Source organism: Salmonella sp. SG203, from assembly GCF_013350575.1.
Classification (GTDB): Bacteria; Pseudomonadota; Gammaproteobacteria; order Enterobacterales; family Enterobacteriaceae; genus Salmonella; species Salmonella enterica.
Window position 1 is genome coordinate 1 of the sequence record NZ_SNMT01000041.1, and the last position, 21,177, is coordinate 21,177.

At 48.0% G+C, this 21,177-nt stretch carries 25 protein-coding genes and 9 pseudogenes; 23 read left to right on the plus strand and 11 right to left on the minus strand.

All coding sequences use genetic code 11. The features are described 5' to 3' along the window. From HV477_RS26625 to HV477_RS26645, 5 genes and pseudogenes are all read left to right on the plus strand, one after another. Positions 1–346, plus strand: a pseudogene (locus tag HV477_RS26625) (hypothetical protein); the annotation flags it as partial. Between the two features lies 1 nt (position 347). After that, positions 348–950 (plus strand): DUF2612 domain-containing protein, encoded by a 603-nt coding sequence (locus HV477_RS26630; RefSeq protein WP_001181749.1) that lies wholly within the window; start codon positions 348–350, stop codon positions 948–950. Between the two features lie 568 nt (positions 951–1,518). After that, positions 1,519–2,391 (plus strand): annotated as a pseudogene (locus HV477_RS28710) (phage tail protein); the annotation flags it as partial. Continuing rightward, a complete protein-coding gene (locus HV477_RS26640; RefSeq protein WP_000593431.1) occupies positions 2,388–3,212 on the plus strand; it encodes a macro domain-containing protein in 825 nt (274 codons plus the stop codon). The pseudogene HV477_RS28710 and the gene HV477_RS26640, both read left to right, overlap by 4 nt. Next, entirely contained in the window at positions 3,202–3,783 is a 582-nt protein-coding gene (locus HV477_RS26645) for a tail fiber assembly protein (protein WP_000143162.1), read from the plus strand. Before HV477_RS26640 ends, HV477_RS26645 begins: the two co-directional genes overlap by 11 nt. Positions 3,784–3,902: 119 nt before the next feature. On the opposite strand, the gene HV477_RS29160 is transcribed toward HV477_RS26645, so the two are convergent. Further along, the gene (locus HV477_RS29160; protein WP_001216644.1) at positions 3,903–4,127 is read right to left on the minus strand and encodes a PagK family vesicle-borne virulence factor; all 225 of its coding nucleotides are present in this window, start codon (positions 4,125–4,127) and stop codon (positions 3,903–3,905) included. A gap of 35 nt (positions 4,128–4,162) precedes the next feature. On the opposite strand from HV477_RS29160, the pseudogene HV477_RS28715 reads away from it, so the two are divergent. Continuing rightward, positions 4,163–4,302: pseudogene (locus HV477_RS28715) on the plus strand (hypothetical protein); the annotation flags it as partial. A gap of 47 nt (positions 4,303–4,349) precedes the next feature. Here HV477_RS28715 and HV477_RS28950 read toward each other — a convergent pair. Continuing rightward, a pseudogene (locus HV477_RS28950) lies at positions 4,350–4,523 on the minus strand (phage tail protein); the annotation flags it as partial. A gap of 16 nt (positions 4,524–4,539) precedes the next feature. Then, positions 4,540–5,310 carry a transporter substrate-binding domain-containing protein gene (locus HV477_RS26660; protein WP_000758584.1) on the minus strand — a complete coding sequence of 257 codons (771 nt, stop codon included), beginning with the start codon at positions 5,308–5,310 and terminating at the stop codon, positions 4,540–4,542. A 475-nt stretch (positions 5,311–5,785) separates the two neighbouring features. Here HV477_RS26660 and HV477_RS26665 point away from each other — a divergent pair. Together HV477_RS26665 and HV477_RS26670 are read left to right on the plus strand one after the other, a co-directional pair. Beyond that, positions 5,786–5,908: pseudogene (locus HV477_RS26665) on the plus strand (helix-turn-helix domain-containing protein); the annotation flags it as partial. 32 nt (positions 5,909–5,940) lie between these two features. Continuing rightward, positions 5,941–6,036: pseudogene (locus HV477_RS26670) on the plus strand (DUF4113 domain-containing protein); the annotation flags it as partial. Here the strand turns inward: HV477_RS26670 and HV477_RS26675 are convergent. Further along, positions 6,029–6,726, minus strand: a pseudogene (locus HV477_RS26675) (SOS response-associated peptidase). The pseudogenes HV477_RS26670 and HV477_RS26675 sit on opposite strands and share 8 nt — an antisense overlap. Before the next feature lie 298 nt (positions 6,727–7,024). Here HV477_RS26675 and HV477_RS26680 point away from each other — a divergent pair. Beyond that, positions 7,025–7,192 (plus strand): annotated as a pseudogene (locus tag HV477_RS26680) (isocitrate/isopropylmalate family dehydrogenase); the annotation flags it as partial. A gap of 111 nt (positions 7,193–7,303) precedes the next feature. On the opposite strand, the gene HV477_RS26685 reads toward HV477_RS26680, so the two are convergent. The 5 genes from HV477_RS26685 to HV477_RS26705 all read right to left on the minus strand — a co-directional run bounded on the left by HV477_RS26685 (position 7,304) and on the right by HV477_RS26705 (position 10,277). Then, positions 7,304–8,431: a site-specific integrase gene (locus HV477_RS26685; RefSeq protein ID WP_175065629.1), complete on the minus strand. Its 1,128-nt coding sequence runs from the start codon at positions 8,429–8,431 to the stop codon at positions 7,304–7,306. After that, the gene (locus HV477_RS26690) at positions 8,412–8,657 is read right to left on the minus strand and encodes an excisionase (RefSeq protein ID WP_000939947.1); all 246 of its coding nucleotides are present in this window, start codon (positions 8,655–8,657) and stop codon (positions 8,412–8,414) included. Before HV477_RS26690 ends, HV477_RS26685 begins: the two co-directional genes overlap by 20 nt. Before the next feature lie 68 nt (positions 8,658–8,725). After that, positions 8,726–8,884: a hypothetical protein gene (locus HV477_RS26695; protein WP_000008355.1), complete on the minus strand. Its 159-nt coding sequence runs from the start codon at positions 8,882–8,884 to the stop codon at positions 8,726–8,728. A gap of 136 nt (positions 8,885–9,020) precedes the next feature. After that, the gene (locus HV477_RS26700) at positions 9,021–9,848 is read right to left on the minus strand and encodes a YfdQ family protein (RefSeq protein ID WP_175065630.1); all 828 of its coding nucleotides are present in this window, start codon (positions 9,846–9,848) and stop codon (positions 9,021–9,023) included. A 57-nt stretch (positions 9,849–9,905) separates the two neighbouring features. Continuing rightward, positions 9,906–10,277, minus strand: a complete 372-nt coding sequence (locus HV477_RS26705) for a hypothetical protein (protein ID WP_000997190.1) — start codon at positions 10,275–10,277, stop codon at positions 9,906–9,908. A gap of 540 nt (positions 10,278–10,817) precedes the next feature. Between HV477_RS26705 and HV477_RS26710 the strand changes: the two genes are divergently transcribed. Then, the gene (locus tag HV477_RS26710) at positions 10,818–11,156 is read left to right on the plus strand and encodes a hypothetical protein (protein WP_071586821.1); all 339 of its coding nucleotides are present in this window, start codon (positions 10,818–10,820) and stop codon (positions 11,154–11,156) included. Here HV477_RS26710 and HV477_RS26715 read toward each other — a convergent pair. Continuing rightward, positions 11,094–11,402, minus strand: coding sequence for a hypothetical protein (locus HV477_RS26715; RefSeq protein ID WP_023262052.1), 309 nt, complete (start codon positions 11,400–11,402; stop codon positions 11,094–11,096). The two genes, HV477_RS26710 and HV477_RS26715, sit on opposite strands and share 63 nt — an antisense overlap. Positions 11,403–11,733: 331 nt before the next feature. Here HV477_RS26715 and HV477_RS26720 point away from each other — a divergent pair, with 331 nt between their 5' ends. Further along, positions 11,734–12,648: a hypothetical protein gene (locus HV477_RS26720; RefSeq protein WP_023240384.1), complete on the plus strand. Its 915-nt coding sequence runs from the start codon at positions 11,734–11,736 to the stop codon at positions 12,646–12,648. A gap of 519 nt (positions 12,649–13,167) precedes the next feature. Here HV477_RS26720 and HV477_RS26725 read toward each other — a convergent pair. Then, the gene (locus HV477_RS26725) at positions 13,168–13,794 is read right to left on the minus strand and encodes a LexA family transcriptional regulator (RefSeq protein WP_038394271.1); all 627 of its coding nucleotides are present in this window, start codon (positions 13,792–13,794) and stop codon (positions 13,168–13,170) included. 101 nt (positions 13,795–13,895) lie between these two features. Between HV477_RS26725 and HV477_RS26730 the strand changes: the two genes are divergently transcribed. From HV477_RS26730 to HV477_RS26785, 12 genes and pseudogenes are all read left to right on the plus strand, one after another. Beyond that, complete coding sequence (locus HV477_RS26730; RefSeq protein ID WP_023237927.1) at positions 13,896–14,123, plus strand: Cro/CI family transcriptional regulator; 228 nt, start codon at positions 13,896–13,898, stop codon at positions 14,121–14,123. A 10-nt stretch (positions 14,124–14,133) separates the two neighbouring features. Beyond that, positions 14,134–14,688 (plus strand): YmfL family putative regulatory protein, encoded by a 555-nt coding sequence (locus HV477_RS26735; RefSeq protein WP_038394270.1) that lies wholly within the window; start codon positions 14,134–14,136, stop codon positions 14,686–14,688. A 163-nt stretch (positions 14,689–14,851) separates the two neighbouring features. Continuing rightward, complete coding sequence (locus HV477_RS26740) at positions 14,852–15,031, plus strand: DUF4222 domain-containing protein (protein ID WP_071842796.1); 180 nt, start codon at positions 14,852–14,854, stop codon at positions 15,029–15,031. Then, complete coding sequence (locus HV477_RS26745; RefSeq protein ID WP_023210476.1) at positions 15,021–15,965, plus strand: helix-turn-helix domain-containing protein; 945 nt, start codon at positions 15,021–15,023, stop codon at positions 15,963–15,965. The genes HV477_RS26740 and HV477_RS26745 overlap by 11 nt, the downstream gene beginning before the upstream one ends. Position 15,966: 1 nt before the next feature. Then, positions 15,967–16,449, plus strand: a complete 483-nt coding sequence (locus HV477_RS26750; protein ID WP_001668817.1) for a PerC family transcriptional regulator — start codon at positions 15,967–15,969, stop codon at positions 16,447–16,449. Beyond that, complete coding sequence (locus HV477_RS26755) at positions 16,449–17,102, plus strand: phage N-6-adenine-methyltransferase (protein WP_023210475.1); 654 nt, start codon at positions 16,449–16,451, stop codon at positions 17,100–17,102. Before HV477_RS26750 ends, HV477_RS26755 begins: the two co-directional genes overlap by 1 nt. Then, positions 17,099–17,488, plus strand: coding sequence for a RusA family crossover junction endodeoxyribonuclease (locus tag HV477_RS26760; RefSeq protein ID WP_000779150.1), 390 nt, complete (start codon positions 17,099–17,101; stop codon positions 17,486–17,488). The genes HV477_RS26755 and HV477_RS26760 overlap by 4 nt, the downstream gene beginning before the upstream one ends. 16 nt (positions 17,489–17,504) lie before the next feature. Then, a complete protein-coding gene (locus HV477_RS26765; protein WP_001061452.1) occupies positions 17,505–18,365 on the plus strand; it encodes a KilA-N domain-containing protein in 861 nt (286 codons plus the stop codon). A gap of 7 nt (positions 18,366–18,372) precedes the next feature. Then, complete coding sequence (locus tag HV477_RS26770; RefSeq protein WP_038394427.1) at positions 18,373–19,362, plus strand: DUF968 domain-containing protein; 990 nt, start codon at positions 18,373–18,375, stop codon at positions 19,360–19,362. A 13-nt stretch (positions 19,363–19,375) separates the two neighbouring features. Beyond that, positions 19,376–20,128, plus strand: coding sequence for an antitermination protein (locus tag HV477_RS26775; RefSeq protein WP_001047142.1), 753 nt, complete (start codon positions 19,376–19,378; stop codon positions 20,126–20,128). An 81-nt stretch (positions 20,129–20,209) separates the two neighbouring features. Next, positions 20,210–20,526, plus strand: a pseudogene (locus HV477_RS26780) (hypothetical protein). A 280-nt stretch (positions 20,527–20,806) separates the two neighbouring features. Then, on the plus strand, positions 20,807–20,995 hold the full coding sequence (locus HV477_RS26785; RefSeq protein ID WP_000658039.1) for a hypothetical protein: 189 nt from the start codon (positions 20,807–20,809) through the stop codon (positions 20,993–20,995). The last annotated feature ends 182 nt before the right edge of the window (positions 20,996–21,177 follow it).

Genomic DNA, 21,177 nt, shown 5'->3' on the forward strand with positions numbered 1-21,177 from the left:
TGAATACGTGATCACCTGGCAGACACTCAAACCTGTCAGTCTGCATGTCAGTGTGACGCTGAAAAAAAGTGACTATCTGCCCTCAGATATTACCCAACAGGTACAGCAATCTGTGTTGTCCGCGTTTAACGGTACAGATGGTGGTCTGCGGGCAAGGGTAGCCTCTGTTGTCTCCGCAGGGCGTTACTATGCCGGCGTTTACAAAACCGATCCGGAAAATATCGATATTCTGGGCCTTACTGTGAGTCGTGACGGCTCGTCATGGACAACTGCTGTCACTTTCGGGATAGATGAGATTCCGGTTCTGGATGTGTCGAATATCGGTGTGAAACTACAGGAGGCGTAACGTGCAGAATGTGGCTGCAACCGTGCTTGCACAGTATGCCGCCAGCCCCCGACTCAATGCCCTCATTAACAGCTTTAACGCAGCACTTTCCCCCGACAGTTTTATCAATGATTTTTATGACCTTATCTGGAACATCGATACCGCAGAAAAGTACGGTCTTGATGTCTGGGGAAAGATTGTGGGCGTCAGTCGCCGGCTGACGGTAAAGGACGATTTTAATTACCTGGGCTTCAGCGAGGCCCGGATGGACAACCCGGTAATGGATGACCCGCGTCCGTTTAATCAGGCACCGTTTTACAGCGGAAAATCGGTTACCCGGACCGTTGACCTGTCTGATGAGATATACCGGCGGCTGATACTGATGAAAGCCATGTCGAATATTACTGACTGCTCTGTGCCGGATATTAACCGGATGCTGCGGTTTATGTTCGGAAAAAACCGCCGGGCTTATGTTCTGAATAATGGTGGACTGAGGATGAGTTACATCTTTGGGTTTGCTCTCTCGTCGGCAGAACTGGCGATTATCCAGTCGTCGGGAGCACTGCCGTCCCCGCCGGGTGTTTATGTCTCAGTGGTTTTAAAGGAGACCAGTAATGAAGCTTAACGATAAACCCCGTCAACTGGCAGTACCCTTTGCGAGTGCCGGGGACAAAAATAATATCCCGGACAAGGCGACTCAGCAGACCAAAGAGAGCGGTAACGCGGCGTATGATTCGGGTTTTCCTCCGGTGACCATGACCCCGATTTCAGCGGGAGGTATACCGCCACACGGCAAGGATTTTAACGGTCTGATGCACGATATTACCGCAGCAATACGGTACGTCCAGGCTGGCGGTTTGTACACGTATAATGCCGATTTCGCCGGGGCCATTGGTGGATATGCAAAAGATGCCATTCTCGCCGGAGTCTCAACAACAGCGGTCTGGCTGAATACCATTGACGATAACCTGACAGATCCGGAAGGCGCCGACAGCGCAGGCTGGGTAAACCTGCTGGCAGATCCCCTGAAGCTGTTTCTGTGGCAGAAAAACAATCTGTCAGACCTTCAGAATAAAGGAACAGCACGGGATAACCTTCAGGTCTACAGTCAGGAGCAGACGGATATTAAATACCTCGCCAAAGACCAGAACGGTGGCGATATTCCGGAAAAGCCGCTGTTTGTACAAAATATCGGAGCGCTCCCTGCATCAGGTACGGCTGTCGCAGCGAACAGACTGGCATCACGCGGCGCGCTTCCGGCACTGACTGGTACGACAAGAGGCAGTGATAGCGGCCTGATAATGGGCGAGGTCTACAACAATGGCTATCCGACGCAATACGGAAATATTTTACGTCTGACCGGAACCGGTGATGGGGAAATCCTCATTGGCTGGAGCGGGACAAACGGTGCGCCAGCGCCCGCATATATTCGCAGCCATCGAGATACCGCCGATGCTGAGTGGTCCGAATGGGCAATGCTCTACACCACACTAAACCCACCTCCGGATTCGCATCCAGTAGGGGCGCCGATAGCATGGCCGTCTGATGCTACCCCAGCCGGTTACGCCCTGATGCAGGGGCAGTCCTTCGATAAATCTGCTTACCCGTTACTGGCTATAGCGTATCCGTCCGGCATTATCCCTGACATGCGAGGCTGGACAATAAAGGGTAAGCCCATCAGTGGACGTGCTGTACTGTCGCAAGAAATGGACGGCAACAAATCGCACTCGCACACCGCGCGGGCGCAGGATACTGACTTAGGGACAAAATCTACCTCATCCTTTGATTACGGCACGAAATCGACCAATACCACGGGCAATCATACTCACCAGCTCGGCGGTTATATCAATTCATACTGGGGAGATTCCAATCACACCTCATTTCAGCCTGGAGGTGGTGCATGGACACAGGCCGCTGGCGACCATGCGCATACAGTTTATATCGGAGGACATGAGCACACCATGTATATCGGTCCACACGGACACGTCGTTATTGTGGACGCAGACGGTAATGCGGAAACCACGGTTAAAAATATTGCATTTAACTACATAGTGAGGCTGGCATGATTAAATTAATTCTTTCGGCACCTGTTCCAGCAATGGCCGCGGCTTTTGAACATTCTTTTCAGAATACCGAAAATGTGGAAATTATCCCCGGACCGTTTGAAACCATACCGGAATTTGACTGCATGGTCAGTGCGGCCAACAGTTTTGGTCTTATGGATGGTGGTGTGGATGCTGCTATTACGGCATATTTTGGGCCGCAATTACAGGAACGGGTACAGCAAAATATCATCAGTGAATACCTGGGAGAGCAGCCCGTCGGCACCGCCTTTGTTATTGAAACGGGTAACAGTCAGCATCCGTGGCTGGTTCATGCCCCGACGATGCGCGTTCCGCTGATAATCGACGGCACCGATGCGGTTTATAACGCAACACGTGCAGCGTTATTAGCAATATTTCAGCACAATAAAAGCGCCGGGGAAGACAAGAAAATTAAATCAGTTGTATTCCCTGCGATGGGGGCCGGGTGTGGTCAGGTATCCCCGGACAGTGTCGCCCGGCAAATGAAGCTGGCGTGGGATGGTTTTATTAACTGCACCACGGAAATTAACTGGCAATACGCCAGCGCCCGCCAGGATGCTGTATTCAGCACAACGGCATACTGTCCGTCAAAGGCGCTTTGTCCGAACGCCAGAACGGAATATATTGGTTTTGGTGATCGCAGAACGTATTGCAAAAAATCAGGTAACACCTGTATCAGCCCCCGCCATCAGGTTGATGATATTTATATTGGTGCTCATAGGCATCATGTTTTTCTCGGTCCCGATTATCATGACAATCACCTGAATCCAGAATATTTATCCGGAGTAAAAAATGACGTTTAAAATGAGCGACACCTCGCAGACAATTAAAATTTTTAATCTTCGTTCAGATACAAACGAATTTATTGGCGCAGGTGATGCATATATCCCGCCGCACACTGGATTACCGGCAAACTGTACTGATATCGCCCCTCCTGATATTCCCTCCAGTCATATTGCTGTATTTGACGCTGAAACCCAGACATGGAGTCTGCAGGAGGATCATCGCGGCGAGACGGTTTACGACACAACAACCGGCAATCAGGTTTATATCTCCGAACCCGGCCCGTTGCCCGAAAATGTCACATCAGTTTCACCAGACGGTGAATACCAGAAATGGGATAGTAAGGCTAAGGTCTGGGTAAAAGACGAAGCGGCTGAAAAAGCAGCGCAGCTTCGTCAGGCGGAAGAAACCAAAAACAGGCTCCTGCAAATAGCATCTGAAAAAATCGCGCCGTTACAGGATGCTGTTGATCTTGATATCGCAACAGATGATGAGAAAGCGCAGCTCGACGAATGGAAAAAATACAGGATACTGGTAAACCGGGTGGATACCTCAAATCCAGACTGGCCGGAGAAACCAGCTAGCCATTAATGATTGGCGGGATTAGTTTTTACCACTGTGGAAGATAGAAACGCGCACAGAGAGATTATAATGCCTTGGTGCTGAGCTGACATAACCATAAAAATATGGTTATGTCAGCCAGCTAAAAATTATTTATTCCACTGACAGATTATTCCAAACTCAGGTGGTCTCATTGTACCCTCTGGATACTTTTTACACCAATCTGGTGGAGGCGGTAAAACAATATCGCCTATGTCTAGTCCGCCCGGTTTGTGATCTGGAGGAGGGGTACTGGCAGCCATCGCAGATGTGGAAAAAGCTGCTGCCGACAATGCAAAAACCAGGACTAAAAATATGTTCTTAACGTGTCTCATAATATCACCCGTGAATATTCAGACTATCCTTACTGTTGACTTCCTTCATTTCCAGCATAGTTCACACTTCATCATCGTGGAATAAATAATTAAGTTTGTTGAGCGAGAATTTACTTACAGAAAAAATAATAAGCATCAATATTTTTGCAATATTTCAACTTATACCAGAATAAATGTGCTAAAAATCTGGTGACCAAGAATACCGACAACCAGTAATCGCTCCTGTGATAATGCAGACCATCTGATTGCTGTGAAGGTGGCCTCATCTGAAACGCCTGTTAAATCCAGCGTTTTAAGCTCCCTGATATAAGCCATCCATTTAGCCTGGCTGGCTTTATCATCGTCACATCTTTCACCCCGCGCCAGTTCTGTTCGTCAGTCGGCAATGGTGCTTGTCAAAACTTTGTGGCGGCTACTCTGGATTTATCTGCCACTTTCTGGCAAGTATGATTCTGTTTTCATCAGATAACCAGCTATTTACAGCGTCAAGAAGATACTGATTATCCTTCGCCATCATATAGACTTTATTACCGGCAGTGTCGGGGAGGATACTCCTGGTTGATACGCAGAAGACACCTGGCTCTTTGTTCTGGTAATAATTACCTTCGAGCAAGTCGGTAAACATGACATCAGCGCTGCGTTCACGAATCCTCTGCAGAGTGGCATCATTATCTTTTTCGCGAATAACATCTGCATACCTGATATGCTTGTCAACATAGTCCTGATTTGTACCACCTGGATTAACAACAATCCGCACGCCCTTACGGTCAATATCTTCAAGAGATTTGAAGTCATTAATCCTGTTACATTGCGTCAGCGCTATTTTCCCATTTTTAAGTACCGGAGAAGAAAGTGCGAACTGTTTTCTTCTGCCGGGAGTTTCTGTAATCCCTCCCATTGCAATATCAAATTTGTCTGCTGCCAGGTCAGTTGACAGCGTAGGCCAACTGCTAGGTACAAACAGGATATTCAGGTGCAGAGCTTTGCCCAGTGAATATGCCATATCAATATCAAAACCGATTAATTTATTTTGTCTGTTGTGAAATGCGAGGGGAGCATAGTCACCAGGCACCCCCACACGTAACTCTTTGCTTTCTTTAATCTCCTGCCAGGGTTTTGCCATCGCGGAATGAATACCTGAAAGTGACAACAAGATAACAAACATAAAATATACTTTTTTCATTACTCTTACCCTAATGTTTGATCAGTAGACTACAGATGAGATTGTCTTCTCTCTATTGCGCCGGTAACCTTTACCGGACAGGGAATCCAATAATAGTGGTATATTAAACGGGAGATCCTCTCGCCACGATATACCATCCGCTATGAAGACCTGCTTCGGGTTAAGTGACAGCTTCAATTAAATTTTCACCCTGATTTTTCACATTTCTGATGTGATGGATTACCTCAGTCACGTTGTTTGCAAGAGCATGCCTTGGTAGGCTACCTGCTGTTTAGTCAGGACTGACTGTAATCGTGTTTATAGGTCGTACAGTTCACTATTGTGATGTAACGTCGTATGTTGATCAGCAGATCGTATGCTGACGATTTCAAAAGTACATAATTAAGTACATTTTTATATGTCACTTTTTTTAATTCTATTTAATTCAGTTAGTTGAGTTTTTGTTTTCGTAATCGTTATTAAATAATAATCACAGGAACAATGGGCGCAGGCCGGGCGCCTGATTGGGGCGGGAGTACCGCGACAGCAGGTAGCGATTATTTATAATGTGGGGTTATCGACGCTGTACAGAAAATTCCCGGCCTCTAAACTGGCTTAAATATGCGCATATGACAATACAGCCAGAAAATCGCCGGGCAGGGGATACCGCAGAAGTGGGCTATGAAGCGAGAAATGCTTTCGCCTCGGTATACGACCAGATTTTCCGAGCTGCCAGTAGTCAGGTAACGGGTTTGATCAGCTCTTCCCCTTGATTTTTTGCATTGCCAACGGCGCGCGTCACGGCGTGCCAGGCAAATTTATCTGTCGGCACGGCACCATCAGTAATTATCTCCTCTACCTCCTTCCCGCTTATGCCCTGCCGCATCCATTCCCGCGCTGCTTCAGGTGACAGAACGAGAGGGCGGCGGTCGTGAATGTCTACCAGACCTTTATCGGCTGCAGCGGTGATAATCAGGTATCGGCTGCAGCGGTGATAATCAGGAATCCTTCGGCATCATCACCGCGTTCGAACGGTATGCTGCCGATCGCCGCCATGAATATTGGCTGGCCGTCAGCCCGGTGGATGAAGTATGGCTGTTTCTTGTCGCCTTCCTTCTTCCACTCAAACCAACCATCAGCAAACACGATAGCTCGGCCATGTTGCCATAGCGGTTTAAACATTCTGCTGGTGGCCGCAGCCTCAACCCGTGCATTAATCAGCGGTGGTTTATCCCACCATCCGGGCGCAAATCCCCAGAACACCGGATCCAGATGCAGTTGCTCGTCGCGTTCACTGAGCAGCAGAACTTTGGTACCGGGCGCCACGTTGTACCGGCCTATAGGTTCAGGGTCATAAGCGATATCGCGCTCGGCTTCATCGGCCAGATATGCCAGGTATTCTTCGCGGGTCTGTGCTTGTGCAAAGCGTCCACACATATGAAACCTCCAGTCGGTCAGACTGAAAGTATAGAAGAGGATATGCGAGTGGCTGTTCCGGTGTTTCTCCGAGCGACCTCAACCAATGTAGAAGCTTCACTATTGGGGGTTGCCATTAGTAGCATCATGTTGAATGTACTGGCGTGAAAAAATTGGAATCTTGAAGAAAACTCTTCCCCAAAACTAAAATCAACGTTTTGATAATCAATGAGTTGTAAAAGGCAGTTACTGGATTTTTTTGATAGTAGGAAGAATGATAATTTCAACTTTATCAAATGGTTGGTATGTTTTTGGCAATGTAATGCTGCGTCACATGCAGTGGTTCGAAGCGGCGGATCTGATTGTTAAAGGTATGGAAGGCGCGATTGCCGCGAAGACCGTGACCTATGACTTTGAACGCCTGATGGAAGGAGCTAAGCTGCTGAAATGTAGTGAGTTTGGCGACGCGATTATCGCGAATATGTAATAACGATAATTGTTAAAAACAAAAACGGGGACTTAACGTCCCCGTTTTTATTATTAGTATTCGAACGGTTATCAAAATTTTATCAAAAAAATTTATCAAAACTCCCTCAATTCAGACCGCAATAATAGTCCATCCTTTACCCCGATCGTCATGATAACGGGCTGTCTGATTTGGCGATTTATGTCCGAGCAGCTTTTGAGTATTAATCCCCTGAGCCTCGTAAAGTCGCTCAGCTAGTGAGCGCTGTTCATGGAAGGTAGCTGGAGTGCCGGATCCCCAGTCAATATCTGCTTTATCCCGAGCTTTGCTGAAATTCATGGTAATGGTGTGGGACTTTACTTGCGCCCCACGCTCTGCTTGCGACGTAGTCCGGAAGAAGTGAACAAGATATGGACTTACAGCATAATCACGGCAACGTGCCACAACATCCCGCAGACTCCAGTTAATGGCATTCAAGCGAAGTGAAAGTGGAATGGCTATCTTGCTTCCAGTTTTTTCCTGAACAATATGCAGTTGATCATCCCATATATCACTGAACTTCATCTTCGAAATGTCCCCCAGACGCTGGCCGGTGACGAGCGCGAGCAGCATAGCATTCCCCATGTACTGGTGGTTTGCGTCGGCGATATTGAAAATTCGTTGCCACTCCTCCAGATTTAGACGCTGGCGCGTGATACGGCGCCGTGGCTGTTTTGTTGCCAGGGCAGGGTTATAGCCCGGTGGAACCTCCCCGAAATGCTGTGCCTCTTTAAAAACGTCGATCAATACAGAACGAATCACTTGCGCCATTCGCGGCTGTCCATCTGAAATATACTCCTCAAGAATCTCAGCAATATCACGAACATCTACTGACGAAATAATCTTCATACCAACCCGTTCCCGAAGTAGGGTAACTGGCTTGGTTTTTTGTTTATAGGTATTTGGTTTTATATCTCCGCTTTCCAGTCTTTCGCCTTGGATTTTCCAGTATCGATCAAGCCACGTTGATGTGGTAATAGCCTTTCCTTTACTGCTGGCGATCCTGTCGCTGATTGCTAATATCTGGCGCGTACGCTGTTCAGCCAGACGGGCATTTGCCTCACTTGCTATTGCAATAGCCTCTTCCTCATTTGTTCCGAGGCTATGAAATTTCCCAGTAACGGGATGTTTGTATCGCCAGTAAATTTTATTCACTTTGCGACTGTATAATGGGTAAAGGTTTGGCACCTTGGCATTGTTTTTACGTGGTCTGGCAGCCATCGGATAATATCCTCTGAAGCAGTGGCGGATCTGATTTTTTAATCACTGGTTGAGTTATATTTCCGGTTATTTCCGCATCTTCTCGCACACGCCAGAATTTTCCTTCTTTCTGGGCTGGGGGAGTAAACATGCTTTGTTTGGCATACCGTCGTAATGTATTAATGCTCGGTGGATTACTCCGGTATTTCTCTGCGGCCCATTCTTCTAACGTCATCATCTGAAGCATGGTGATTTCTCCATATAATCCGGCTGCACCCGGGCTGTAACATCAAATATCAGTGCTGGTGGTAGGAATTAGTTCTTCAAAGCGCTTCCACAAACAAATTCAGGAACATTTCCGGAGAAGCGGCAAATATTGGAAAGCGCCACGGCGATATCTTCAATATCAATGTCGTCAATAGTTGCGCTGAGATAATCAAATTGTTTACCTGAAAGTGTTTGAATAAAACTCATCGTTGGTTCTCCTTATAATTTATTTCGCGCTGCACCGCGTGAATTTTGGTTGTGCGAATCCCTCGCCGAGTGGCGATAATTAACAGAATTACGCTTCAATAAATCCCCGCGGCGCCGGGGATTTAATGCAGAGCAATTACGCTTTAAAGTTACCGATGAACGTTTCTACTGATTCACCGTCGAATTTGCTGATCAGCAGGTCGCGGAATTCATTGGCGATCGCTTCTTCCTGCGCTTCCAGTTGTACGATACGCAGAACAAAGCGAGGTTCATCACCGGTCAGCAGGCTGTTGCGGAGGCTGAACACACGTTCACCGAGAGCCTCATACGGAACACATTTGAACTCAAAAGCCACCGGCATAACGTCTTTGCTGCTGGCCTCAATGCTTTGCATAAGGGATTTCTTACCGCTGAAATCGCCATCTTCATGATCCTGCTGGGTTGCCTGTTGGATCGTAATGCGGCGAACAGCCTGGGCAGCCTGTGAAATCTGCATTGTGTTACCGTCAGCATCGAACGCCAGGAGATAATCGCTCCAGTCTTCAAGCCATTCGGCGATCTGTTTTTGTTTCAGGCGTTCCCCGTTGATCTGGAGCAGGGCGCGGAATGGTGCAGTCTGTTTCAGCGTGATAGAAGCAACGTTGTCTGCATGACCGGGGTTATCCAGCGTACCAATATTGAAAACTGAGCGAGCTGTCATATGGTCAGCATCAATAAAGCAGCGTGCTTTTTCGGTTGCACTGGCATAGCCCTTTGAATAACGGACAAAGTCTTCAATGCTGGTGGTAGTCATGGCGCCGCGGAAGCGGAAACGTTCCAGAGCAAAGCGTTCGAGGCTTTCAACACCTGTCCCGGCAGGCAATAATGCTGTCGGGCAAGCCAGCCCCTGAATATCGTTCAGGTGATAGCCAGAAAGAACCAGGTCTTTTACCTGCTGAAAAGTGCCGCTGTCTAACTGAGACATAAAAATTCCTTATTAACTAATGATCGAAGTGGTGGCAGTGAATTGGCTAGCTGCGGTTCACTGAGCCGCTTTAAGCTTTCCGTCAGTAGTACCTTTAATACTGAACAGTTGACCCTGATCTTCCTGCAGTATGGTGAGCTTTCCGCCCTTGTTAACCCACATTGGGGTTTCTGTTGTGTCCTCTTCTGACGCTTTACCGCGTGGCGTCGGAGTGCTGTACTGCAGCTTGTGTTTAATTTTGACGCGCTTCTCTTCGACTGAATTTCCCATGCGCTCAAAATCAAAGGTGAGGACTACCTTGCCTTTATTGCCGTTATTCAGAACGCCTAATCCGACAGTATTCAGCGCTGCCGCGATTTTGTTCATGAACACGCCGGCATCCAGTTCGCCCAGAAAGTCGGGCACTACGGTCATGCGGTCATCATTCATCGTTAACCCCTCAAGATGGCGGTTGCCACCGCCAGTTGGTTTCTCCACAAAACAGAAAAGAGCACCTGCTGTAACAGCTTTCCGGGTGGATTGGGTAATGAGCCCGTCGCGCGGAGATGCTCTTTTCTGTTGTGTAAAAAGGTCGGCGTCACGGCAGAACACTGTCGCCTTCCTCCTGTTGTTGGAAGAGCCGGACGCCGACAAGACTTCACACAGCAATAACGTTGTGGTGCCGGGTGCCTCCCGGTATCTGGCGAAGGTTGCACGCCAGACGGGTGCTTAACTACAGAGGATCGACTATCAGCTTCAACCTTACCCGCGTGCGCTGAGCCGCATTCACCACAACGAAGAGAGCACTGCCGGTGTCCGAATTAAACGGATCTTTTCTCTGCCCAACCCTCCTGACTAAACAGGACTGTCTGGAATCGAACCAGCACTTATGTCTTGCTCGTCAATGCTCTCATCGTTGTGTGCCTGTCTTTTCACCACATCAGGCTCGGTGGTATGCTGGAGTTCTCACACAGCCAGCAAGGAAACCTAATGAACCAGTTTTATGTTCACGTTCGTCTATTTGAAGCCACAGCCGAACAGGCCAAAAAATTTGAAGAGTTAATGCTTAACTTCCATTACCGAAAAACAACAAAAGATGATGACGGAGACTGCAGGTTGATCCCGGGTGGCTATATTCTCAACAGCACAATGAATTGCAATAACATCGTTAACCAAACGTTATCTATTGCTAATAGCGTTGGCGTTAATGCAAATATCTTTGTTTGTAAATTTGAACAAAGTGCGTTCTTACTTCCGTCTGCAGCCTTAGTTGGTAACGATTTCGTTTATCGCGATCCGACTCCTGAGCCTTTCAAGCTCGATTCTTAAAGCTTTAACCATCGTATCGTGATAAACACGGCTCACCCCATCTCCCTTGCATGGACGAGGGGGGATCGTGTTAGCCATGAAATTCATGAACTCGGTTCGATCAGGGTCTTGCGCCCCGCAAGTCTTTAATGCCTGTTTTGCTAACAAAATACGGGCCTCAGTTCCTGCATTTGGCTCTATCTGCTGCAAACGTTTAGCGTCTTCCAGCAACAATGCGATCACATGCTTCAAATCCTGCTCATTCATCTATTCTCTCCACTGAAATCATTTGCTAGCGAATCATCCGGTCATTCGTATGCCACCGGCGGCTACTTCGTGGGCGTCCTGCCTGTTCGCTGCTCTAAATTACATTTAAATTGCATAACCCTTTTCTGTTGCGTAAAAATGGCGGTACCGAGGTAGAACATTATCTTCTTCCTCCTTTGGAATGGTGAAAGACTGGATAACCGCCAAATGTACAAAGCGGATGAAAGCTTATGAACTGTACGAAAAACTATGTGTTTCCATACAGCTTGCGTTGATCGTTCTTTAAGCAAGGTGATAGAATGATCATTCCTTACACTCAGAAGGGTTGAATATGCTTTACATGAAAGAAAATGGTGTATTGATCAAGCTGGATAGCTGGGAGCAGGTTTATTCAAGACCCAATTTCATTAAAGATTTAGACCTCAAAGATAAGAAACTCAAAGCATTGGTTGGTTACTATAAAAATGAACCACCGCGAAAATGCGGCATCAAAAGCTGTCACAGTAGCCATATGAAAGGTGGAATTGTCATTACGGAAGACAATTTCGAAGCTTCCATTGGTCACATGTGTGGTAGCAAAATTTTTGAAGAAAAATTTGATGTATTAATTAAGCAACTTGAAAAAGAAGTCGATTTCGAAATCTATAAAGAAGCTGTTGCCAGTCGTAAAGCCCGAGTATTTGAATACTGGAATAAGGCTGCGGCTCTTACTTCAGGCAAAAATGGTGTGTTAAAACTAGCCGATAAAATCCTCTCTCTTAGAGACCCCTTAGTCGCTGGCCGATTTGCTGCAACAGAACTAGCCCGTATGGCAGCTAACCAGCAGACAAAGGTAACGAAAGAAGTTTGGGTGGAAAAAAAGAAAAAAGAATTAACGGAAGAAGAAGCAAAAAGCGGCGAGAAGAAATACCGCTTAGAAACTGTCGTATGTGGGCAGATTAAAAATACTGAAGTTTTGCTCTCAGTTAACAACCTAAATAATATTTATAAAAATGATATTGAGGCCGTTATACATGCTCTTGAAAGACTTGATCTACAAACAGCCACTCCGAGACAAATACAGAATATAGGTCTGGCTGCATCTGTGCTTGATACTAGACTAGATACGGCCGCTAGGTTGAAGGACCTTGCAACTGAATTTTTGACTTATGACAACCTTTATCCGATGTATGACAAGATGTATTCAATGGATACCGTAAGCCGAAAAGACCTTGAATTATACGAAACCCTTATAAAGCAATTCTAATCTTAAAGCGTGGGTAGCAATGCCCACGTCACATATTCACTTTGGTGAACCGGACCAGCGCTGGTCATAAAACACAGGAACCTTCTATCCGCATCGAACAAAGGCTTACCCACTAAGTAATCACGGTCTTGGTTCACTATGAGAAATGACCTTTCCTCAAATGCTTCCTCTGGATGAACTTCCGCGCTATTAAATTTTACAATTACGCTCATGTGCCTACCCCCATTCAGTTTACTTTAGCGCTGTGGTGTTGATCTTCGGCTGTATCAAATGACTGAATTTCACCACACCCAAAAGGAAACTTAGAAGCCCGTATTGCCGACATCCTGTCCCGCCACGGTTCCGACGCATGGTTTAAAGTCGCGCCGTTCGACCATCTACAGCGAAACCCGGTTGCAAAGGTGATTGGTTTCGGTTTGTTCGCTGTTGATGAATAAAATCTAACTTAACTTAGTTTTTTGGTCAAGAAAAACATCAACCTATTCTTAGGCTGATGTTAAGAGGGTGGTTAGATGTGGGTTAAAGCTCGTACTGAACGCCTTTGACAACTCCGATGATCAGGCAATTACCGTTAATTGAAATGTTTGGATAACGTGGATTTAAGGGAACTAAGAACTTTTGAGGCCCATCGATGACGAGTTTTTTTACAGTAGCTTCGTTTGTCCCATCAAGCCTGGCTACGACTATCTTTCCATGAATTGGCGCTGCATCAGGATCTACTATGACTGTTGCCCCTTCAGGGATTGTCGGGAGCCCATTAGGGTTTGTCATCGAATCACCTTTAACCTCCAATGCAAAGGAGCTATCACCTATCCGGAGTGATGTTTCTACCCACTTATCTACTTCACTGAAAACTTCTGCTGCTTTACATTCTGTAAACTGTCCAGCCTGAACCCAAGATATCACCGGGATCCTTCGCATCTTGGTTATTAGATTTCCTTCAAATTCAGTACCGTAGAGTATGTAATCAATTGATGTGTTGAAATACTTTGCAAGTTTCGCAAGTGATTCACCGCTTGGCACATTAACGTCTTTTTCCCAATACCCAACCGCCACATCACTAACACCGCAGAACTTACCCAATTCTTTCTGCGAAGTTTTGGTTATGCGCCTGAGAGCTTTGATGCGCTGACCGACAGTTTCCATTTGGACACCATAAAAAATTAAAATGCTAAGCAATCTTAGTTTTTATTGATCAAAGTTAAATTTGTTATTAATATCTAATCAAACTTAGCTAAGGAGGCATTATGACAACCGATGACATTGAAAACTACTTTGGCAGTACTGAGAAAGTTGCCGAATTTTTTGGAATCACAAGCGAGGCCGTTTACCAGTGGCGTAATAGAACTGGTCGCCTTATCCCTAAAGGACGTGCAGCAGAAGCAGCCTATCGGACTGGGGGAAAATTGGTTTTCCATCCCGACCTTTACGAAAAGCATAGCGAAGCTTCAGTAAAACTCAAACCACAGGAATAAGGGGGGAGCCGTGGGTAACGAGCCTATTTGGAAAGTCGAACGTCAGCCTGCTTGGCTGGTGGTAGCGATTAAAAAAACGATTACCGATCTGCCTGGTGGATATGCTGAGGCGGCGGAATGGTTGGGCGTGACAGAGAACGCATTGTTTAACCGCCTTCGTGTTGACGGCGACCAGATCTTCCCGCTGGGCTGGGCAATGGTTTTACAACGTGCTGGTGGTTCAACCCATATCGCTGATGCCGTTGCGCGCTATTCTCAGGGCGTATTTGTACCGCTGGCAGATGTTGATGATCTGGATAACGCCGATATCAACCAGCGCCTTATGGAGTCCATAGAATGGATAGGCCGTCATTCTAATTTTGTACGTAAAGCCACGGCTGATGGGGTAATTGATGCAGATGAGCGCGCTCAGATTGAGGAAAACAGCTATCAGGTTATCGCGAAGTTCCAAGAGCACGTAACGCTTCTTTATCGAGTTTTTTGCGCGCCAGAAAAGGGTGACGCCCGCGAGTGTGCAGCTCCGGGCGCCGCGGCGTCAAATTTTATGGAGAAAACCAACGCATGAACAGTTTAACGGTAAATAACCGATTACCGCAACTACGGGGAATCCCTGTTCCTGGTTTCCCGTTGTTTCGGTATGAGCGGATGGTATCAGGTCGTTGGGTTCCCTGTAACCACAGTAGAGCTAAAGGAGTTGTGGGGGTGTTCTACCGGAGGGCGAAACTCTCATGCGAAAACTTAACCGATGGTTCAAAGATCACCGTGGCGTCCCAGTCCGGGTTATCCGTTGGGAACCGGAAACACAACGCGTTATCTATCTGCGGCAAGGATATAAACATGAGTGCCTTAGCCCGCTCGAGCAATTCCAGCGCAAGTTCAGGGAAATAGGGGGCGAGCGTGAGCACTAAATTAACAGGCTATGTGTGGGATGCCTGTGCAGCTTCGGGAATGAAATTATCCAGTGTGGCTATCATGGCTCGCCTGGCTGATTTCAGCAATGACGAAGGGGTCTGCTGGCCATCCATTGAGACAATTTCTCGTCAGCTTGGGGCCGGGGTAAGTACAGTCAGAACGGCGATAGCAAAACTGGAAGCTGACGGCTGGTTATCACGTAAAGCCAGACGTCAGGGAAACCGTAATGCCTCCAATGTTTATCAGCTAAATGTGGCAAAGCTGCAGGCGGCTGCATTTGCTCACCTGTCAGATCCTGACCAGTCAAAATCTGACCCATCAGAATCTGACGCATCAAAATCTGACCCGTCGAAATCTGGCAAAAACGGCGGTTTTGACCCGTCAGAATCTGGCGGGGATCCGTCAGTAAAATCAAAACAAGATCCACAAGTTAATAAAACCCCTTCTTGTCCGGACGCTTCGCAACCGGACCAGCAGATGACAGACCAGGAGTTTTTAACCCGTCATCCGGATGCCGCTGTGTTAAGCCCTAAAAAGCGTCAGTGGGGAACGCAGGACGATTTGACCTGTGCTCAGTGGATCTGGAAAAAAATCATCGCCCTGTACGAACAGGCCGCGGAGAGTGACGGCGAGCTGGTTCGTCCGAAGGAACCTAACTGGACCGTCTGGGCAAATGAAATTCGCCTGATGTGTGCTCAGGACGGGCGTACCCACAAACAGATCTGCGAAATGTACAGCCGGGTCAGCCGTGATCCGTTCTGGTGCCGTAACATTCTCAGCCCCTCAAAGCTCCGGGAAAAGTGGGATGAATTGTCACTGCGTTTGTCCGCACCCATCGGCGGACGTTTCGAAAACCGTGAAGATCCCATGTTCAAATCCAGCTACGGGAATGTGGATTACAGCCAGATCCCGACAGGGTTCAGGGGGTGATATGAGTCTTATGGGAGACGTTCAGAAATTCATTGAATCCCATCCGGGATGTACTTCCAGCGATATAGCGAATGCTTTTGCAGATTTCCCGCGTAAAAGCGTCCTGCAGTCGACAAGTAAGTTACGCCAGTGCGGGCGTGTTGCTCATCGCTTTGAAGGTAAAACTCGCAGGCATTTTGCTCTTGAGACAGACATACCGCCGGATCAGGAGCCAGATATCGGGACTAAACCTGTGCGGAGCTGTTATGTCGGAACCAACGACCCGCAGGTGATTATGCATCTGATACGTCAGGCAGAAACACTGGAGTCTGGAGGGTTGTTCCGTCGTGCAGCTACGGTATGGATGGAGGCATTCCGGGAGAGTCATATCCCGTCGGAACGTAGCGCCTTTCTGGCGCGCCGTGAACGGTGTTTGCGGAAGAGCAGAAAGTATGTTGCATCAGGTAGTGAGTGGTATCTGTCAGGGAATTATGTGGGGTCTTAATGAGCAATAAATATTGCCAGGCGCTGGCAGAACTGCGCAACAAATCAGCACACGAACTGAAAGAAGTCGGCGATCAGTGGCGCACGCCGGACAACATTTACTGGGGCATAAATGCCATGTTTGGTCCGTTTGTTCTCGATCTTTTCTCGGACGATGAAAACGCCAAATGTGAGGACTATTACACTGCGGAAGATAACGCGCTGGCGCATGACTGGGCGGATCGTCTGGCTGAACTCAACGGGGCCGCTTTTGGTAATCCTCCTTACAGTCGCGCCAGCCAGCATGAAGGGCAATACATCACAGGTATGCGATACATCATGAGGCATACCAGCGCTATGCGGGATAAGGGCGGGCGCTATGTTTTCCTGATCAAAGCTGCCACCAGCGAAGTATGGTGGCCGGAAGATGCAGACCATATCGCGTTTATTCGTGGCCGAATTGGTTTCGAACTGCCGGCATGGTTTATCCCGAAAGATGAAAAACAGGTGCCTACCGGCGCTTTCTTTGCGGGGGCGATCGCTGTATTCGATAAAACCTGGAAAGGGCCAGCGATCAGCTATATCGGGCGTGATGAGCTTGAAGCTGGTGGCGAAGCGTTTCTGGCGCAGATCCACCGCGAAGCGAAACGCCTGGTCGGGAAGGTGGCGGTATGAAGCTGACCCTGCCATTTCCGCCGAGCGTGAACACTTACTGGCGTCATCCCAACAAAGGACCGTTTGCCGGAAAGAGCCTGATAAGTGTGGCGGGACGCAAATTCCGGAGCGCAACGTGTGCCGCCATCATTGAGCAACTTCGCCGACTGCCGAAACCGACATCAACCCATGCAGCGGTAGAAATCATCCTGTATCCGCCAGATAAGCGGATCAGGGATTTGGACAATTACAACAAAGCGCTGTTCGACGCACTGACTCACGCAGGAGTCTGGGAGGACGACAGCCAGGTAAAGAGAATGCTGGTGGAGTGGGGACCAGTTTTCCCGAAGGGGAAGGTAGAAATCACGATCACGAAATTTGAAACAGGGGCGGGTGCAGCCGCCTGAAAATGGAGAAAGAAGCATGAATAATTTAATGGTCATTGATGGTATCGAAGTTCGCCGCGACGTTCATGGGCGCTATTGTCTTAACGATTTGCACCGTGCTGCTGGTGGAGATCAGAAATATCGTCCGAAATACTGGCTTGATAATAAGCAAACCCGTGAGCTGATTGAGCAACTTTTCACCGAGGGCGGAATTCCATCATCGGAACAAAATCAATCAGTTAGCTTTTTTCAGGGCGGTAGTGATACCCGAAGTTTGGTACGTGCTCCAGTAAATACTGTTCGCGGTGGCGCTGAACAAGGTACATACGTATGCAAAGAACTGGTGTTTGCTTATGCAATGTGGATCAGCCCGTCTTTCCATCTTAAGGTGATCCGCACGTTCGATCGGATTACCAGTGCGCCACAAACATCTTCTGGTATGGCTGCCGATAAGATGCAGGCGGGGGTGATTCTGCTGGGTTTTATGCGCAAAGAGTTAAACCTGTCCAATTCATCGGTACTGGGCGCGTGTCAGAAACTCCAGGAGGCAGTGGGACTACCTAACCTGGCGCCACAATATGCCATTGATGCTCCGGCTGGCGCGCTGGATGGTTCAAGCCGCCCGACGCTGGCACTGAGCGCGCTGTTAAAACAGCATGGTATCCGGATGACGGCTAATCAGGCGTATCAGCAGTTAGCAAAGCTGGGTGTTGTTGAACATCGTGAGCGTTACAGTCGCTCCGCGATTAACGGCATTAAAAAATTCTGGTCGCTGACGGCAAAAGGCTGCATGTTCGGCAAAAACATCACCAGCCCGGCAAACCCTCGCGAGACGCAACCGCATTTCTTCGAATCCAAATTCCCTGAGCTGCTGAAGCTGCTCGATACCGTTCATTGAGGTGATCGTGAGAGCGTTACTGACCCCTGAAATTGCTCCCCGTATGGGCGTTGTATTGTTCAGGCCGGGATCGGAACTGATGCCCCTGTTTATGCAGGGGCGTGTTCTGCTTGAACCAGAGCCGGAACAATATTCATCTTTCGCCTGCGGCGCGGTCCCGGCGGTATCACAGCCGCTGGCGGATGATCCTGCTGTTCGTGATGTGTTCCGTAATGAGTCGGTTATCTATCGTGCTGGTGGTCTGGCTAGTCTGGAAAGCTGGCTACTCCGGGGGAATGGCTGTCAGTGGCCGCATTCAGACTGGCACAGCGAACAGATGACAACCATGCGCCACGCCCCGGGGGCAATCCGACTGTGCTGGCACTGCGATAACCTGCTGCGCGAACAGTTTACGGAACGGCTGAAATCAATAGCTGTGGAGAACACGACAAAATGGGTTTTATCGGTTGTTTGTCGTGATCTGGGTTTTGACGATATGCACGCAGTTACTCTCCCGGAACTGTGCTGGTGGATGGTACGCAATGACCTGGCAGAAGTCTTACCGGAGAGCGCTGCGAGAAAAGCATTAAGGATGCCGAAGGCAATTGTCCAGTCAGCTACCCGTGAAAGTGAAATTGTTCCGTCGGTGCCGGCCACCAGCATTGTACAGGATAAGGCGAAAAAGGTACTGGCGCTCAGGGTTGATCCGGAATCGCCGGAAAGCTTCATGTTACGTCCGAAACGCCGTCGATGGATCAATGAGAGATATACCCGCTGGGTTAAATCCCAGCCGTGCGCCTGCTGCGGGAAGCAGGCGGATGATCCGCACCACCTGATAGGTCACGGTCAGGGAGGGATGGGAACAAAGGCGCATGACCTCTTTGTGCTGCCGTTGTGCAGAACGCATCACAATGAGTTACATGCGGACACCGTGGCATTCGAAGAGAAATACGGCTCTCAACTGGAATTGATATTTCGTTTTATCGATCGCGCGCTGGCAATTGGCGTGCTGGCGTAAATGGAGAACACGCATGAACCTTGAAGCCTTACCAAAATATTACTCACCAAAATCTCCAAAATTGAGCGATGACGCTCCGGCGACAACCTCCGAATCTTTGACGATTACGGATGTAATGGCGGCGCAGGGGATGGTGCAATCGAAAGCACCACTGGGTTTTGCTTTATTCCTGGCAAAAGTTGGTATTCAGAATCCTGACTTCGCGATTGAAGGGCTGATTCATTACGCGGTGGCACTGGATAACCCGACACTGAATAAATTGAGTGAAGAAACTCGGTTACAGATTGTTCCTTACCTCGTGAATTTTGCATTTGCTGATTATTCCAGATCTGCTGCAAGCAAGGCTCGCTGTGAGCATTGTGCTGGTACGGGATTTCATCATGTATTACGTGAAGTGGTGAAACACTCCAGAAATGGTGAACCCGTCATCAAAGAGGAGTGGGAGAAGGAACTATGTCAGCATTGTCATGGTAAGGGAGAAGTCAGCACGGTGTGCAGAGGGTGTAAGGGTAAAGGTATTGTCTTGGATGAAAAAAGAACCCGGCTTCATGGCGCGCCTGTTTATAAGATTTGTGGGCGTTGCAATGGAAACCGGTTTAGTCGTTTACCAACCACACTGGCGCGGCACCATGTCCAGAAACTGGTACCGGATCTGACGGATTATCAGTGGTACAAAGGATATGCAGACGTCATTGATAAACTGGTTACAAAATGCTGGCAGGAAGAAGCATATGCAGAAGCGCAATTAAGAAAGGTGACAAGATGAAAGATTTTCAACGAAGATGGCGACATAATGCTTGCATATTTCAAAAAATATGGTTAGGATTTTCCTAACGATGGGCTTTGTATGTCTACCGTTAACGAAATCATAACAAACCTCGTTCCGGCGGGGTTTTTGTTTTTTTGGTGGTATATTCCCTTGGTGTCAAATCACAGGGGGGCGATATGGGGTTCTATTACGTTTTTCAATACAAGCCGAAAGGGATGTCATCGGGTAAGCATTTAAATGTTTCCGAGGAGTTTTCGGACCGGAATGAGGCAAAGAGAGCGAAGTCCAGGCACATGATTAATGATCCAGATTGTGTCTTCTCGGGAATCGTACAGGCTGATTCGCCGGCAGCGGTACTTCAAGAAATACAGGCTGAATCTCTTAATAGGCTTTAACGGATTTAACTTGGCAGTATCCACATTACCAATTTCATTAGGTCGCTTCGGTGGCCTTTTTCTTTTTCAGGCACCGGGCACCATCCGCTACGTGTTTTGTTGATAAATCCAGCCCGTGAAGCCTGACCCTTTTCATCACACACTGCGCCATCTGAGCTATCGGTGGTGAGGCTATGACTGGAAAGAGCAGCCTGTACAACAGGATTTGAGTTGTGGCTTCTTGCACCGCGGCATTTTCTGCTTCGCCTTATACTATTTGCTTAGTCTTGCGGAGGTGTGAATGAAAGAAGGGTATTACTGGATTCAGCATAACGGTGTTGTTCAGGTGGCATACTATACGAATGACACAGTTGACGATCTGGAATCAGGACAACTTATTGTCGGTGTCTGGCATCTGACAAGGGGAGATGATATCTGCCATAACGGCGAAGCAGAAGTACTTTCCGGACCGTTACAATCACCAGTTTAAATGATTTCAACCTTATTAGGGCTGCCATCAGGCAGCCTTTTTTATTTCCCCTCATAACTGAGAGGACCCATACAACCAGAGGGGGATGAATGTCCGAACCTGTATCCAGTGCGACAGTGTTGGCTGGTGGATTAATGGGGGCCAGTGTATTCGGTCTGGCAACCGGAACCGATTATGGTGTG